General features: G+C 57.7%; 13 protein-coding genes. 2 read left to right on the forward strand and 11 right to left on the reverse strand.

Annotation, left to right across the window (positions count from 1 at the left end; genetic code table 11):
- Positions 1-54: 54 nt before the first annotated feature.
- From menF to AC2TE5_RS15550, 3 genes are all read right to left on the reverse strand, one after another.
- Positions 55-1,350 carry an isochorismate synthase MenF gene (menF, locus tag AC2TE5_RS15540; RefSeq protein WP_484611963.1) on the reverse strand — a complete coding sequence of 432 codons (1,296 nt, stop codon included), beginning with the start codon at positions 1,348-1,350 and terminating at the stop codon, positions 55-57.
- A gap of 96 nt (positions 1,351-1,446) precedes the next feature.
- A complete protein-coding gene (gene elaB / locus AC2TE5_RS15545; RefSeq protein ID WP_484611964.1) occupies positions 1,447-1,752 on the reverse strand; it encodes a stress response protein ElaB in 306 nt (101 codons plus the stop codon).
- A 53-nt stretch (positions 1,753-1,805) separates the two neighbouring features.
- Entirely contained in the window at positions 1,806-2,267 is a 462-nt protein-coding gene (locus tag AC2TE5_RS15550) for a GNAT family N-acetyltransferase (RefSeq protein ID WP_484611965.1), read from the reverse strand.
- Positions 2,268-2,338: 71 nt separating this feature from the next.
- Here AC2TE5_RS15550 and rbn point away from each other — a divergent pair, with 71 nt between their 5' ends.
- Positions 2,339-3,256, forward strand: a complete 918-nt coding sequence (rbn, locus tag AC2TE5_RS15555; protein ID WP_484611966.1) for a ribonuclease BN — start codon at positions 2,339-2,341, stop codon at positions 3,254-3,256.
- Between the two features lie 64 nt (positions 3,257-3,320).
- Positions 3,321-4,325, forward strand: coding sequence for a chemotaxis protein (locus AC2TE5_RS15560; protein ID WP_484611967.1), 1,005 nt, complete (start codon positions 3,321-3,323; stop codon positions 4,323-4,325).
- A 91-nt stretch (positions 4,326-4,416) separates the two neighbouring features.
- Here the strand turns inward: AC2TE5_RS15560 and nuoN are convergent, their stop codons facing one another.
- The 8 genes from nuoN to nuoG form a co-directional block, all read right to left on the reverse strand.
- Positions 4,417-5,874 carry an NADH-quinone oxidoreductase subunit NuoN gene (gene nuoN / locus AC2TE5_RS15565; RefSeq protein ID WP_029740937.1) on the reverse strand — a complete coding sequence of 486 codons (1,458 nt, stop codon included), beginning with the start codon at positions 5,872-5,874 and terminating at the stop codon, positions 4,417-4,419.
- 6 nt (positions 5,875-5,880) lie between these two features.
- Positions 5,881-7,410: an NADH-quinone oxidoreductase subunit M gene (gene nuoM / locus AC2TE5_RS15570; protein WP_023312532.1), complete on the reverse strand. Its 1,530-nt coding sequence runs from the start codon at positions 7,408-7,410 to the stop codon at positions 5,881-5,883.
- A 159-nt stretch (positions 7,411-7,569) separates the two neighbouring features.
- Positions 7,570-9,411: an NADH-quinone oxidoreductase subunit L gene (gene nuoL, locus AC2TE5_RS15575; RefSeq protein ID WP_063143734.1), complete on the reverse strand. Its 1,842-nt coding sequence runs from the start codon at positions 9,409-9,411 to the stop codon at positions 7,570-7,572.
- Positions 9,408-9,710, reverse strand: a complete 303-nt coding sequence (gene nuoK, locus AC2TE5_RS15580) for an NADH-quinone oxidoreductase subunit NuoK (RefSeq protein ID WP_003861496.1) — start codon at positions 9,708-9,710, stop codon at positions 9,408-9,410. Before nuoK ends, nuoL begins: the two co-directional genes overlap by 4 nt.
- Positions 9,707-10,261, reverse strand: a complete 555-nt coding sequence (nuoJ, locus tag AC2TE5_RS15585) for an NADH-quinone oxidoreductase subunit J (RefSeq protein WP_029741935.1) — start codon at positions 10,259-10,261, stop codon at positions 9,707-9,709. The genes nuoK and nuoJ overlap by 4 nt, the downstream gene beginning before the upstream one ends.
- Before the next feature lie 10 nt (positions 10,262-10,271).
- Positions 10,272-10,814: an NADH-quinone oxidoreductase subunit NuoI gene (gene nuoI, locus AC2TE5_RS15590; RefSeq protein ID WP_003861491.1), complete on the reverse strand. Its 543-nt coding sequence runs from the start codon at positions 10,812-10,814 to the stop codon at positions 10,272-10,274.
- A 13-nt stretch (positions 10,815-10,827) separates the two neighbouring features.
- Positions 10,828-11,805, reverse strand: a complete 978-nt coding sequence (gene nuoH / locus AC2TE5_RS15595) for an NADH-quinone oxidoreductase subunit NuoH (protein ID WP_047346615.1) — start codon at positions 11,803-11,805, stop codon at positions 10,828-10,830.
- Complete coding sequence (gene nuoG / locus AC2TE5_RS15600) at positions 11,802-14,525, reverse strand: NADH-quinone oxidoreductase subunit NuoG (protein WP_193939378.1); 2,724 nt, start codon at positions 14,523-14,525, stop codon at positions 11,802-11,804. The genes nuoH and nuoG overlap by 4 nt, the downstream gene beginning before the upstream one ends.
- Positions 14,526-14,552: the final 27 nt, after the last annotated feature.

Raw genomic sequence — 14,552 nt, forward strand, 5'->3', positions numbered from 1 at the left:
AAATAATAGAAAAAAATAGAATTTTGATATGAATCGGGATTGCGCGATTCAGTATTAATCCCTTAGGAGCAGAGAGCGCAATCCGGCGGCTTTGTTTTCAATCTCCTGCCACTCCTGCTCCGGGTCAGACCCGCTGACAATACCGGCGCCGGCGTAGAGCCGCAGAGAATCCTCCAGAACGCGCGCGGAGCGCAACGCTACGCAGAACTCACTCTGTTCAGGAGATAAATACCCGGCCGAACCGGCGTACCATTCGCGGTTAAAGGGTTCAACCTTCTGGATAAACTCGCGCGCAGGCTGTCGGGGTAATCCGGCAACGGCCGCTGTCGGCTGTAACATGAGCAGACACTGCTCGTCATCGGCCTGTTTGAGCTCGGTCCAGATACAGCGGCGCAAATGCTGCACCTTACGCAGGCGCACCACCTGGGCGGGCAGTACCTCAAGCGTCTGCGTATGGTGCTGAAGACGCTGGCAGATATCTTCCACGACCAGCATATTTTCGCGCTGGTTTTTATCGTCATTCAGCAGCCACTCGCCGAGACGCTGGGCCTGGCTATCATCGGTATGGCTGGCAACGGTGCCCGCCAGCGCTTCCGTGCGCAGCAGCTTGCCGCGCCGCCGCCACAGACGCTCCGGCGTAGAGCCAAGAAACGCGTTGTTAGCGTCGAATACCATGCAAAAATGGTAGCAGTGTAAATTCAGGGCGCGGCTGGCCGCCATCAGCGCGACAGGGTTAACACGCTGCGTGAACTGCAGATCGGTTGCCCGGGCGAGAACCACTTTTTCAAAATCACCGCGCGCGATGGTCTCCGTCGCCGTGCGGATAAGCTTCAGCCATTCGGCCTGCTGCGGCTGATGGGTTTCGTGCTCAACCTGAACGGACAGCGGACGGATAGGTCTCGCAGGACGTAGCTGCTGTAAAAAATCCAGCGCGACGCAGGCATCCTCCTCAAGCGAGCGGTCGCTCCACAGCTGCAGGCGCAGCGTGGCGTTGCCGGCGGTGCGTCGCCAGAGCAGTCGCGGTAAAAAGAGGCTGCCCTGCTCCGGATTAAAGGCGTTCAGGCCACAAATGCGGGTATCACCTGCCACGTTTTGCTCGCGCAAAAACTGCGAGGCTAATGCCAGAGAGGGAAATTGGGTGACTGCCCCCAGCGCGGCCAGCTCTTCATCGCCGTTACGCTGCTGCCAGTAAAACTGCGGATAACACTGCTGCTCGCCCAGCCAGGCGAGGGGATCGAAGGCGTCGTTTAACGGGAAAGAGACGTCGAAATGACGTATGCCGGGTGCTGCGGGTAACGCTTGCGATAGCTGGGTACGCAGTTGCTCCAGCGCGAGGAAAATCGAATTCACGCGAACCTCTCCCTGTTAAAACCTCGTATTATACGGGGTACTGGCCATAAATAGCAGTACCCACGTATAGGGAGTGGTTAAGCGTTTAAAACGCTGTTAACGACGGGCTAACAGCAGCCCCAGCACCAGCCCCACGGCGGCACCCATCCCAATACCCTGCCACGGTTTTTCATGCACGTAATCATCGGCACGATACACCGCTTTTTTGGCACGGTAGTAGTAAGTATCAGACGCATGGCTGACGCGGTTTTTCACTTCATGCAGCGCCTGCTCGGCACGGGCTTTTAGCTCAATATATTTCTGATCGGCAGGGTCGCCCGAGGAACGTAACACTTCTTCAAGCGTTTCGCTCAGTAAGGCCAGGTCGTCGTCGATACGGGTATCCCAGGATTGAAATGACATATTTTTCTCCATGTTAGTACACCAGTCCGCTAACTATAGCCAACGAGATGCCATTACGCCTGTTTCACTTCTCGCGCCATGCCGATGTGCGGAATGCCATCTTCGTCATACACTTCCGTTACCGGCGTGAAGCCAAAGTGGGCATAGAACGACTGCAGGTGCGCCTGCGCGCCCAGGTATAACGCCTTGTCCGGCCACTGTTTCCGGCACGCTTCCAGCGTTTTTTCCATCAGCTGATAGCCCAGTTTTTCACCGCGCGCCTTGCCGCTGATGATGACGCGGCCAATCACGACAGGCTCAAAATCATCTTCGCTTTTCAGAATCCTCGCATACGCCACCAGCTCGTTATCACGCCAGCCGAGGATATGGCGGTTCTCGCCAACGAGGTCATCGCCGTCGATGTCCTGATACGGGCAGGTCTGTTCCACAACAAACACTTCACAGCGCAGCTTCAGCAGGGCGTAAAGCGATTGAACGGTGAGGTCACTATGATGTAAATCTTGCCACTGGATCATGTCAGTCTCCTTCCTGGGGTTCATCACGTTATACTAAACCCCTCCCCGTTCGGCAAAGGGCTGATTGCGTTATGGAACTGATTTTTCTGGGTACGTCCGCTGGCGTGCCAACCCGCTCACGGAACGTGACGGCGATCCTGCTGGATCTTAAGCACCCCACCCGTGGCGGACTGTGGCTGTTTGACTGTGGTGAAGGGACGCAGCATCAGCTGTTACACACCGCTTATCACCCCGGCAAGCTGGATAAAATTTTTATCACCCATCTGCATGGCGACCATCTGTTTGGCCTTCCCGGCCTGCTGTGCAGCCGCTCGATGGCCGGTAACGCCAACCCGCTGACGATTTACGGGCCAGCGGGTATTCGTGAATTTGTTGAAGCTACGCTGCGCCTGAGCGGGTCATGGACCGATTATCCGCTGGAGGTCGTTGAGATTACCGAAGGCCTGGTATTCGACGACGGGGATTATCGGGTCACTGCTCAACCGCTCAGTCATCCTGTGGAATGCTATGGCTACCGTATTGAAGCGCATGACAAACCCGGTGCGCTGGATGCCGCCGCGCTGATGGCCGACGGCGTAAAACCCGGGCCGCTGTTCCAGCGTCTGAAGCATGGAGAGACCGTCACGCTGGAGGACGGACGCGTCATCAACGGCCAGGATTATCTCGCCGCACCGCAGCCGGGCAAAAAACTGGCGATTTTTGGCGATACGGCCCCTTGCCAGGCGGCGCTCACGCTGGCCCAGGGCGTGGACGTGATGGTGCATGAAGCGACGCTTGAAACCGCGATGGAAGAGAAAGCCAACAGCCGGGGCCACAGCTCCACGCGTCAGGCGGCGCAGCTTGCCCGTGATGCGGGTGTAGGAAGACTGATCGTCACCCACGTCAGCTCGCGCTACGACGCGCGGGGATGCGCAGGCCTGCTGGCAGAGTGCCGCGCGCTGTTCCCGGAATGTGAGCTGGCCGAAGATTTCGCTCAGGTCAGCGTTTAGTCCTTCATTTTTCCCTCAGGATGCCGATAACGATTAAAAGGTCAGCATTTCTCTCGAGGGTAGAATGGATAATTTCCAGAAAGATATTGATGACAGGGCGAATCTGACCCTGTCGAACCGTTTTGAACTGTTGCTGTTCCGTCTTGGCACCTCTCTGAACGAAAATAAATCCGAGCTGTTTGGGATTAACGTCTTTAAGCTGCGTGAAATTGTGCCGATGCCGGAGTTCACAAAACCTGCCGGGATGAAGTCGCCGCTGATGGGAATGGTGAATATTCGCGATCAGGTGATCCCGGTGATTGACCTGGCCGCCGTGGCGGGCTGTAAGCCCACCACCGGGCTGAACATTCTGCTGATCACCGAATATGCGCGCAGCGTGCAGGCGTTTGCCGTGGAATCGGTTGAGAACATCATGCGTCTGGACTGGAAGCAGGTGCACGCGGCGGAAACCGCCGTCAGCGGTCGCTACATCACCAGCATTGCGTGTCTTGACGAGAAGACCGATACCAACGATCTGGCGATGGTGCTGGACGTTGAGCAGATCCTGTATGACATCACCCCGGCCAATCACGATCTGCACGCCACGAACCTGAAGACCACCAAATTCCATATCAAGCCAGGCGCTGTCGCCATCGTCGCGGAAGACTCCAAAGTGGCGCGCTCGATGCTTGAGAAAGGTCTGCAGGCAATGGAGATCCCGGCACAGCTGCATATCACCGGCAAAGAGGCGTGGGAAAAAATTGGCGTGCTGACGGCACAGGCCCAGGCTGAAGGGGTGCCCATCACCGATAAGATCGCTCTGGTGCTGACCGACCTCGAAATGCCGGAGATGGACGGTTTTACGCTGACGCGCAAAATCAAAACCGACCCGGTACTGAAAGATATTCCGGTGGTGATCCACTCTTCCCTTTCCGGCAACGCCAACGAAGACCATATTCGCAAGGTGAAGGCGGACGGGTATGTGGCGAAGTTTGAGCTGAACGAGCTGTCGTCGGTGATTGAGGAAGTGCTGGACCGCTCGATGAAGAAGATTGACGGGCCGTTGATTAGCAGGAAGCAGCTGTCTTAAGCATTGTGCGGGCTGGTGCCCTCACCCCGGCCCTCTCCCACGGGGAGAGGGAGAAAACCATAAAAAAACCCGCCGAGGCGGGTTTTTTGTTTTACATCAGCGGCATCGCGCGCTGCACGATATCAATCAGCGGCTGCGGATAGATACCGAAGATCAGCACCAGCAGCGCGGAGATAAGCACGACGATACCACCGGCGCTGTACTGCCAGTTGGTTGGGGCATCACGGTTGAGCTGCTGAGGCGCGCTCAGGTACAGGCTCACGGCCACGCGCAGGTAGTAGTAGAGGCCAATCGCGGAGCCGATAACCACGCCCGCAGTCAGCCACCACAGGTGCGCCTGCACACCGACGGCCAGCACGTAGAACTTACCGATAAAGCCGAGCGTCATCGGGATACCCGCCAGAGAGAGCATCATCACGGTCATCACTGCGGACAGGATCGGACGGTGCCAGAACAGACCACGGTAGGAGAACAGTGAATCGGCATCCGGACCACGGTACGGGCTGGACATCAGGCTCACCACGCCGAAGGCGCCGAGGCTGCTGAACAAGTAGCCGGCCAGATATACGCCCACGGCTTCCATTGACATCTCACCGCTCTGCAGCGCAATCAGCGCCACCATCAGGTAGCCCAGATGAGAGATAGACGAGTAGCCCAGCAGACGCTTGATGTTGGTCTGGCTCAGCGCCATCAGGTTACCGAAGATGATGGAGACGAACGCGATAATGCCCAGCACCACGCGAACCGCTTCGCTGTCACCTACCGGTGCGTACAGGAACAGACGCATGACCACACCGAAGATAGCGATTTTGCTCGCCGTCGCCAGGAAGGTCGACACCGGAGCCGGAGCGCCCTGGTAGACGTCTGGCGTCCACAGGTGGAACGGCACCAGAGAGAGTTTAAAGCCGAGACCCACGATCATCATGCCCAGACCCGCCAGCAGCAGCGGCTCATGCAGCATGCCGTCACCGAGGCTCTTGCCGAGCGCCATGAAAGAGAGATTACCGGACTGTGCGTACAGCAGCGCAATACCAAACAGCAGGAACGAGGACGCAGCAGCAGACAGAATGGTGTACTTGATGCTTGCTTCCAGCGAGCGCTTCTGACGGAAGGCGTAACCAATCAGACCGAACAGCGGCAGAGAGATCAGCTCAATACCGAGGAACAGCGCGGCCAGATGGTTCGCATTCGCCAGCAGAATGCCGCCCAGCGCGGCAATCAGAACCAGCAGGTAAAACTCTTCTTTGTTGTCGTTGTAGCCTTCGAGCCACGGGTACGCAAAGGTACAGGTTGCCAGGCTCGCCAGCAGCACCAGACCGGTATACAGCATGGCGTAACCGTCAACGCGCATCAGCGGGGTGACGTCCATCGCCCCACCCTGGCCAACAAACCAGAGAGAGACTAACGCGGCGTTCAGGCCGATGACCGACAGCGTGGCATTCAGGAAGTGATTGCGTCGCCACGCAATGGAGAGCATCACAACCACCACCGTCAATCCGACGATCAGCAGCGGTAGCAGCGCGATCAGTTGTTGTGGAGTTATTGTCATGGCGAATTACGGCCTTGTAGTAGAAGCAGAATTAACAAACCACTGCTGGATGTTACCCATCGCGCTATGCGAGGTATCCAGAATCGGCTGCGGGAAGAAGCCCAGCAGCACCAGCAGTACGACCAGCAGCAGGATGATGAACAGCTCACGCAGCGACATCCCCGGCAGTTCTTGTGCAGCAATTTCGCTCTTCGCTTTACCGAAGTAAGCGCGGTGCAGCATCGCCAGCGAGTACACGGAAGCGAACACCAGACCAAAGGTGGAGATCACGGTAATCACCGGTACCACTTTGAAGCTGCCGAACAGAATCATAAATTCGCCGACGAAGTTACCGGTACCCGGCATCCCCAGAGTGGCAACAGCGAAGAACATGGACAGCGCTGGCAGCCACTTAATTTTGCTCCACAGGCCGCCCATCATGCGCATGTCGCGGGTATGCAGACGTTCATACAGCTGACCGCACAGGATGAAGAGGCCGGCTGCGGACAGACCGTGCGCAATCATCTGGATCACCGCGCCCTGGTACGCCAGCTGGCTGCCGGTGTAGATAGCAATCAGCACGAAGCCCATGTGGGAAACGGAGGTGTAGGCAATCAGACGCTTAATGTCGTACTGCGTGAAGGCCATCCAGGCACCGTAGAAGATACCGATCACACCCAGCCACATGGCAATCGGTGCGAACTCTGCGGAGGCATTCGGGAACAGCGGCAGTGCGAAACGCAGCAGACCGTAGGCCGCCGTTTTCAGCAAGATGCCCGCCAGGTCAACGGAACCCGCCGTTGGTGCCTGAGAGTGCGCGTCTGGCAGCCAGCCGTGCAGCGGAACGACCGGCATTTTCACCGCGAAGGCGATGAAGAAGCCCAGCATCAGCAGGTATTCAACGCCGTGTGACATTGGCGTCTTCAGCAGATCTTCGTAGTTGAAGGTCCAGGTGCCGGTCGCGTTGTGGTGAACAAACACCAGCGCCAGAATGGCAATCAACATCACCAGACCACTCGCCTGGGTATAGATGAAGAACTTGGTTGCCGCCGTGATACGCGTTTTACCGTCGGACGCCTTGTGGCCCCACAGCGCGATCAGGAAGTACATCGGCACCAGCATCATCTCCCAGAAGAAGAAGAACAGGAACATGTCGATGGCAAGGAACACGCCGATAACGCCGCCCAGGATCCACATCAGGTTCAGGTGGAAGAAGCCCTGGTATTTTTCGATTTCTCGCCAGGAGCAAAGTACCGCCAGAACGCCGAGCAGACCGGTCAGCACCACCATCAGCAGCGACAGACCGTCAATCGCCAGGTGGATCGTAATGCCGAAACGCGGGATCCACGGCAGAATGAACTCAGACTGCCACTGCGGAATGCCCGCAGACTGGGTCAGTGAGTAACCGCCCTGCAACCACAGTTGCAGGCCAAGCGCGAGCGTCAATCCCATGGTGATCAGCGCGATCCAGCGCGGCATCTTCACGCCAAAGCGTTCAGTCTGCCAGCACAGGAAGCCGCCGATGAAGGGAATTAATATTAGCCAGGGTAGTAACATGGCGATTTTTATTCCTTGTTAAAGTCCCTAAGGGACCGATTTTCAACAAATTCGACAAAATTCACGCGTTAGTGCGGTTTGTGGTGTCGGGTGGCGCTCACGCTTACCCGACCTACGGTCTCGTAGGCCCGGTAAGCGCAGCGCCACCGGGCAAAACCACTATCGCAACACCATCAGCAGCGCCAGTACGACAACCGCACCGATGCTCATGGACGCCACATACCAGCGCAGGTAACCGTTCTCGCTGTACAGCAGGCCTTTACCTGCAAAGCGGGAGAGGATCGCCGGGATATTCATCAGGCTGTTCAGTGGGTCGCGCTTCACCAGCCACGCAATGCCCAGGAACGGCTTAACGAAGATCATGTCGTACAGCCAGTCGAAGCCCCACGCGTTGTACCACCAGGTGCCCAGCAGGCGGCCCGGGGCGCTGTTGGCAACGGCAGTCACCAGCGTACGTTTACCCAGCCACAGCCATGCTGCAATCAGGATGCCCGCAATAGCGACCACGCCGGAGGTGATTTCAAGCGTCAGAACGCGACCGTGCTCAAGCTCGGTGGTGTCTGGCAGTACGCCCTGCAGCGGTGGCACAATCATCGCGCCAACGAAGGTGGACAGTACCAGCAGCACAATCAGCGGCAGGTGGTGGGTGATCCCCTTCCCTGCGTGAGCGTGAATTTGTTCTTTACCGTGGAATACGATGAAAATCATACGGAAGGTATACAGGGAGGTCATGAACGCACCGACCAGACCCGCAACCATCAGATTGATATGACCATTCGCCATGGCACCCGCAAGGATTTCGTCCTTACTGAAGAAGCCCGCGGTAATCAGCGGCAGTGCCGCCAGCGCCGCGCCGCCTACCAGGAAGCAGATATAAACCAGCGGGATGGACTTACGCAGTCCGCCCATCTTGAAGATGTTCTGCTCGTGATGGCAGGCCAGAATCACAGAACCGGATGAGAGGAACAGCAGCGCTTTAAAGAACGCGTGCGTCATCAGGTGGAAAATGGCTGCGTCCCACGCCTGAACGCCCAGCGCCAGGAACATGTAACCAATCTGGCTCATGGTGGAGTACGCGAGAACGCGTTTGATGTCGGTCTGCACCAGCGCGGCAAAGCCTGCCAGCACCAGCGTGACCGCACCGACGATACCCACCAGATGCAGAATTTCCGGGGTCATCAGGAACAGGCCATGAGTACGCGCAATCAGGTAGACACCGGCGGTTACCATGGTCGCGGCGTGGATCAGCGCGGAGACAGGGGTTGGACCCGCCATCGCGTCGGCCAGCCAGGTCTGCAGCGGCAGCTGCGCGGATTTACCCACGGCACCACCCAGCAGCATCAGCGTTGCCCACCACAGCATGTTGTTGCCTGCAGCGAAGTGCGCCGGCGCCAGTTCCACCATTTCGCGGAAGTTCAGCGTGCCCAGTTCGTTGTAAAGAATGAACAGCGCGAAAGCGAGGAAGACGTCACCCACGCGGGTCACGACGAACGCTTTCATGGCCGCTGCGCCATTCTTCGGATCGGTATAGTAGAAACCGATAAGCAGGTAAGAACACAGACCCACGCCTTCCCAGCCCAGGTACATCAACAGCAGGTTATCGGCCAGCACCAGAACCACCATGCTGGCGATAAACAGGTTGGTGTAGGCGAAGAAGCGGGAGTAACCCTCTTCACCGCGCATATACCAGGAGGCGAACATGTGGATCAGGAAGCCAACACCGGTGACCACGGAGAGCATGGTCAGCGAGAGGCCGTCCAGCACCAGGTTGAAGCCGATGTTGAAATCACCGACCGACATCCACGTCCACAGCGGCACGCTGAAAGGCTGACGTCCGTTGTTAAAGAAGTCGATACCCGCATACGCTGTGACCAGCGCAGCCAGGCCGATGGAGCCAATGCCCACGGTCGCAGACAGATTCTCGGACCAGCGGCCACGAGAAAACGCCAGCAGCACGAAGCCAATCAGCGGAAAAATAATGGTTAAGGCAAGCATGTTCATCCACGCAACTCACTTACTGAATCGATGTTCAGGTTCTGGCGGCGACGATGGAGCTGCAGTAACAGCGCCAGGCCAATACTCGCTTCGGCAGCCGCGAGGCTGATGGCAAGAATGTACATCACCTGACCATCGGTCTGGCCCCAGTAGCTTCCGGCGACCACGAAGGCCAGCGCGGAGGCGTTAATCATGATTTCCAGCCCGATCAGCATAAACAGCAGATTGCGGCGGATAACCAGACCGGTCAGACCCAGGACGAATAAAATCGCAGCGAGGATCAGTCCATGTGTTAAGGGGATCATGCGCGCTCCTCCATTTTTCTTTTCGCGCGGTCGTCAGTGCGGTTGCTCAGCACCTCGCCAACACGCTCTTCGCGGCCAACGTGGAAAGCAACAACCAGACCTGCCAGCAGCAGCATTGAGGCCAGTTCAACCGCCAGAACGTATGGGCCAAAGAGCGTAATACCGACCTCTTTCGCGCCAATCGGCGTTCCGTCAATGCCCTGATCGTTAACACCCAGAATGGCGTAAACGATCACCACCAGCATGATGGCCGACAAAATTGCCGGGCCAATCCACACCTGCGGTTTTAACCACTGACGTTCCTGCTCAATTTCAGAGCCGCCCAGGTTCAGCATCATCACCACGAACACGAACAGCACCATGATGGCCCCGGCGTAGACGATGATTTCCAGCGCACCGGCGAAGTGCGCGCCCAGTGCGAAGAACACCCCGGAAATGGCCAGCAGCGAGATGATTAAGTACAGCAGCGCATGCACCGGATTGGTGTGCGTAATCACTCGCAGCGTAGCCAGGATGGCGATAAGGCCACAGATATAAAAAGCGAATTCCATTGCCCTCTCCTTACGGTAACAGGCTCTTGACGTCGATAGGCTTAGCTTCGTTCTCTGCTTCGCCCTTATCTTTGCCGTCGATTGCCATACCCGCCATCCGGTAGAAGTTATATTCCGGGTATTTGCCCGGACCGGAAATCAGCAGATCCTCTTTCTCGTACACCAGGTCCTGACGCTTGTACTCACCCAGTTCGAAGTCTGGAGTCAGCTGAATCGCCGTGGTTGGGCACGCTTCTTCACACAGACCGCAGAAGATGCAGCGTGAGAAGTTGATGCGGAAGAACTCAGGGTACCAGCGGCCGTCTACCGTCTCGGCTTTCTGCAGAGAGATACAGCCTACCGGACACGCTACCGCACACAGGTTACAGGCAACGCAGCGCTCGGAACCGTCCGGGTCGCGCGTCAGCACGATACGGCCACGGTAGCGCGGCGGCAGATATACCGGCTCTTCCGGGTACATCCGGGTTTCGCGTTTGGCAAACGCGTGCAGGCCGATCATCCAGATACTGCGTACCTGGGTACCGAAGCCTACCAGTAATTCTTTTAAGGTCATGGTCTATAGCCCCTTATGGCTGCTGCCAGAGAATGACAGCCGCCGTTACCAACAAGTTGACGAGCGTCAGCGGCAGGCACACTTTCCAGCCGAAGGACATTACCTGGTCATAACGCGGACGCGGTAACGCTGCGCGAATCAAAATGAACATCATCATGAAGAACGCGGTTTTCAGCGCGAACCAGATGAACGGCGGTAAGAACGGGCCATGCCAGCCACCGAAGAACAGCGTTACCATCAACGCGGAAATGGTGACGATACCGATGTACTCGCCCACGAAGAACAAACCGAATTTCATACCGGAATATTCAATGTGGTAACCGTCGGCCAGTTCCTGTTCGGCTTCTGGCTGGTCAAACGGGTGACGGTGACACACGGCCACGCCCGCGATTGCAAAGGTAATAAACCCAAAGAACTGCGGAATAACGTTCCAGATGTCGGCCTGGTTGTTGACGATGTCGGTCATGTTGAATGAACCGGCCTGCGCCACCACGCCCATCAGGGAGAGACCCAGGAACACTTCGTAGCTCAGCGTCTGCGCGGAAGCACGCATCGCACCCAGCAGGGAGTATTTGTTGTTACTGGACCAGCCTGCAAACAGCACCGCGTAAACCGCGAGGCCTGCCATCATCAGGAAGAACAGAATGCCGATGTTCAGGTCAGCGACCACCCAGGTCGGGCTGACCGGAACGATAGCAAACGCCAGCAGCAGCGAGGTGAAGGCGATCATCGGTGCCAGAGTAAAGATCACGCGGTCCGAGAAGCGCGGGATCCAGTCCTCTTTAAAGAACATCTTGATCATGTCCGCGACCAGCTGGAGTGAACCACCCCAGCCTACGCGGTTCGGTCCGTAACGGTTCTGGAACAGACCGAGCAGACGACGTTCACCAAAGCTCATGAACGCACCACAGGTGACCACTACCAGCAGGATAACAACCGCTTTCAGAATGCTCAGCAGGATGTCGATAAGATCCGGCGTTAACCAACTCATGCTTTTGCCTCCTGCAGGTTATCAAGACGCGCACCCGCCAGAACCGGCGCGATGCCAGGCATACCCATCGGCAGACCCACCTGCCCTGCCGTCAGACCTTCGGAGATAATCAGCGGCAGGCTGATTGTCTGGCCGTCATAGCTAAAGGCAATGTTCGCGCCCGCGTTAACGCCAAGCTTCGCGGCATCCGCCGGGTTGAGCTTGATGTACGGCTGCGGCATACGGGTCTGGAAGACCGGTGAACGCTGGGACAGCTCGTCGCTACCGAACAGATGGTAGTACGGCGCGATACGCCAGTTGCCATCCTGTGCCTGGAAGCTTGCCGGTACGGTGGTGAAGAAGTCCAGACCGGTTTCGGAGGCTTCAATCAGACGCACGCCCGGATCGCCGTGGCGCAGGGAGCCACCCACTTCAGCCTGGAACTTGTTCCACGCCTGCGGGGAGTTCCAGCCTGGCGCCCATGCGAATGGGATTTGCGAACGCGGCGCAGACGGCTGGTTGTTCCCTTCCATGGAGAAGGCGAACATGGTGTCTTTATCCTGCGGCTGGCGCGGTTCGTGCACGCTGATATTGGCACGCATCGCGGTACGGCCGCTGTAGCGGTGCGGTTCACGCGCCAGTTTCTGGCCGCGAATGCGGAAGCTTGCTTCAGGTGCGGCATCTTTAATGCCTGCCAGCTGAGGCAGTTTTTCGACTACCGCGTCGATAACGTGGTCGAGCTGCGTCCAGTCCACTTCACGGCTCTGCACGGTGCTGTGCAGGGAGTGCAGCCAGCGCCAGCTTTCCAGCATCACGGTGTTGCTGTCGTAGTACGCCGGGTCGTAAACCTGGAAGAAGCGCTGTGCGCGGCCTTCGTTGTTAATCACCGTACCGTCGCTTTCTGCGAAGCTTGCCGCAGAGAGCACCAGGTGCGCTTTGTCCATGATCGCGGTGCGCTGATGGTCAATGACCATCACCAGCGGCGCTTTGGAGAGCGCGGCGTCAACGCGAGCGGCAGAGGCGTGGCGATGCAGGTCGTTTTCCAGCACCACAACGGCGTCGGCGGCACCGGATTCCAGTTCGCCTAACGCTGCTTCCAGCGAGCCGCCGCCGATCATGCCCAGACCAATGCTGTTCACCGCGCGGGCAATCATGGTCACACCGACGTCCGCACCGCGGCCTTTCAGGGCTTTGGCAACGTTGGCAGCCGCCTGAATGATCTCCGCGCTGCCGGCGTTGGTACCGGAAATAATCAGCGGTTTCTTCGCACCCGCCAGGGCCTGAACAATCACGTCAACCTTGTTCTGCAGGTCGCGATCCAGCTCAACGGCCGGCGAGCTGTTGTCCAGCGCGTGGGCAATCGCAAAGCCGAGGCGCGCCTGATCTTCAACCGGCGCGCAGTAGGTCCACGCGGCGATGTCGTCCAGACGGGTGTTGTCAACGTTGGTCACAAACAGAGGATGCTTCGCGCGCTGGCCGATGTTCAGGATCGCCGCAATCTGCCAGTCAGCCACTTTCTGCGCCGCTGCCATTTCACGTGCTTTACCCTTCACCGCCTGACGAACCGCCAGAGCCGCGCGTGCGCCCGTTTGCGTCAGGTCTTCACCCAGCACCAGGACCGCATCATAAGATTCAATTTCGCGCAGCGCAGGGGTATGAATACCGCCTTCACGCAGCACTTTCAGTACCAATTGCAGACGTTCCTGCTCGCCCTGGGCGATACCGGTATAGAAGTTTTCCGCGCCAACCAGCTCGCGCAGCGCGAAGTTGCTTTCGATGCTGGCGCGCGGGGAGCCGATACCGATCACTTTCTTCGACTGGCGCAGAATATCTGCCGCGCCCTGCATCGCCTGTTCAGCGTTCAGGGTAATGAAGTCGTCGCCACGGCGCTGAACCGGCTGACGCGGACGGTCTTTCAGGTTCACATAGCCATAGCCGAAACGACCGCGGTCGCACAGGAAGTAGTGGTTAACGGTACCGTTGTAACGGTTTTCGATACGACGCAGCTCGCCGTAACGTTCACCCGGGCTGGTGTTACAGCCGAGGGAACACTGCTGGCAGATGCTTGGCGCAAACTGCATGTCCCATTTACGGTTGTAACGCTCGGAGTGGGTTTTATCCGTGAATACGCCGGTCGGGCAGATTTCTACCAGGTTACCGGAGAACTCGCTTTCCAGCACGCCGTCTTCCGGACGACCGAAGTAGACGTTATCGTGCGCGCCATAAACGCCCAGATCCTGACCGTCTGCATAGTCTTTGTAGTAACGCACGCAGCGGTAGCAGGCGATGCAGCGGTTCATTTCATGAGAGATGAACGGCCCCAGGTCCTGGTTACGGTGGGTACGCTTGGTAAAGCGATAGCGACGGAAGCTGTGGCCGGTCATCACGGTCATATCCTGAAGGTGGCAGTTACCGCCCTCTTCACAGACCGGACAGTCGTGCGGGTGGTTGGTCATCAACCATTCCACAACGCTTTCGCGGAACTGTTTCGCTTCTTCGTCATCAATCGAAATAAAGGTGCCTTCGGTGGCTGGCGTCATACAGGACATCACCAGGCGACCACGCGTGTCTTCCGCGTTTTGATATTGCTTCACCGCACACTGGCGGCAAGCACCGACGCTGCCCAGCGCCGGATGCCAGCAAAAGTACGGAATATCGAGGCCAAGAGACAGACAAGCTTCCAGCAGGTTGTCCGCCCCGTTGACTTCGTATTCTTTGCCGTCTACATGAATCGTAGCCATTAGCATGCTTCCAGTTGGCTCGGTCGA

This window comes from Enterobacter sp. N5-15 (genome assembly GCF_057221635.1).

Bases quoted from the DNA above. Each gene is read 5' to 3' on its own strand.
- nuoI (WP_003861491.1), bottom strand. From the start codon at position 10,814: ATGACCTTAAAAGAATTACTGGTAGGCTTCGGTACCCAGGTACGCAGT.
- AC2TE5_RS15560 (WP_484611967.1), top strand. From the start codon at position 3,321: ATGGATAATTTCCAGAAAGATATTGATGACAGGGCGAATCTGACCCTG.
- rbn (WP_484611966.1), top strand. From the start codon at position 2,339: ATGGAACTGATTTTTCTGGGTACGTCCGCTGGCGTGCCAACCCGCTCA.
- nuoG (WP_193939378.1), bottom strand. From the start codon at position 14,525: ATGGCTACGATTCATGTAGACGGCAAAGAATACGAAGTCAACGGGGCG.
- nuoN (WP_029740937.1), bottom strand. From the start codon at position 5,874: ATGACAATAACTCCACAACAACTGATCGCGCTGCTACCGCTGCTGATC.
- nuoK (WP_003861496.1), bottom strand. From the start codon at position 9,710: ATGATCCCCTTAACACATGGACTGATCCTCGCTGCGATTTTATTCGTC.
- nuoM (WP_023312532.1), bottom strand. From the start codon at position 7,410: ATGTTACTACCCTGGCTAATATTAATTCCCTTCATCGGCGGCTTCCTG.
- AC2TE5_RS15550 (WP_484611965.1), bottom strand. From the start codon at position 2,267: ATGATCCAGTGGCAAGATTTACATCATAGTGACCTCACCGTTCAATCG.
- nuoL (WP_063143734.1), bottom strand. From the start codon at position 9,411: ATGAACATGCTTGCCTTAACCATTATTTTTCCGCTGATTGGCTTCGTG.
- elaB (WP_484611964.1), bottom strand. From the start codon at position 1,752: ATGTCATTTCAATCCTGGGATACCCGTATCGACGACGACCTGGCCTTA.
- nuoH (WP_047346615.1), bottom strand. From the start codon at position 11,805: ATGAGTTGGTTAACGCCGGATCTTATCGACATCCTGCTGAGCATTCTG.
- nuoJ (WP_029741935.1), bottom strand. From the start codon at position 10,261: ATGGAATTCGCTTTTTATATCTGTGGCCTTATCGCCATCCTGGCTACG.